The organism is Pararhodonellum marinum (genome assembly GCF_015354735.1).
Lineage (GTDB): Bacteria > Bacteroidota > Bacteroidia > Cytophagales > Cyclobacteriaceae > Pararhodonellum > Pararhodonellum marinum.
In genome coordinates, this window is record NZ_JACEFJ010000051.1 from 1 (window position 1) to 525 (window position 525).

Annotated in this window: 1 protein-coding gene; it reads left to right on the forward strand. The window is 54.7% G+C overall.

From position 1 onward, the window contains the following. Window positions 1-525 (forward strand): DUF7507 domain-containing protein (locus tag H1A14_RS23085; RefSeq protein WP_194778678.1); only part of this gene is annotated, 525 nt, incomplete at both ends.

A 525-nucleotide genomic window follows, 5' to 3' on the forward strand; every position in this document is an offset into this window, starting at 1 on the left:
GCAGATGATGTTGCAAACGGTTCAGTTACCAATACAGCAACAGCCGAAGGCGTTGATCCTAACGGAGACCTAGTGGAGGGCAGTGCCTCCGCAGTGGTAACCCTTGAGGGAATCGTGGAAGGTGGCAGCATTGAGGTGACCAAGACCGCCAATGTATCCAACTACGCAGAGGAGGGAGACGAGATCGTCTACACCATCACGGTAAGGAACAACGGCACGGTGGATCTGACCAATGTGACGGTAACCGATCCATTGACCGGACTGGATGTGACCATCGCCACCCTTCCTGCAAACAGTGAAGAGGTTTATACAGAGACTTATATTGTCACCGCAGCTGACATCACCAACGGTAGCATCACCAACACGGCAAGTGCCGAGGGCACCGATCCAAACGGGGATACCGTCGAAGGAACAGACAGCATCACGGTTACCCTTGAGGGCATCGTGGAAGGCGGCAGCATCGAGGTGACCAAGACCGCGGATGTGAGCAACTATGCCGAGGAGGGAGACGAGATTGTCTACACC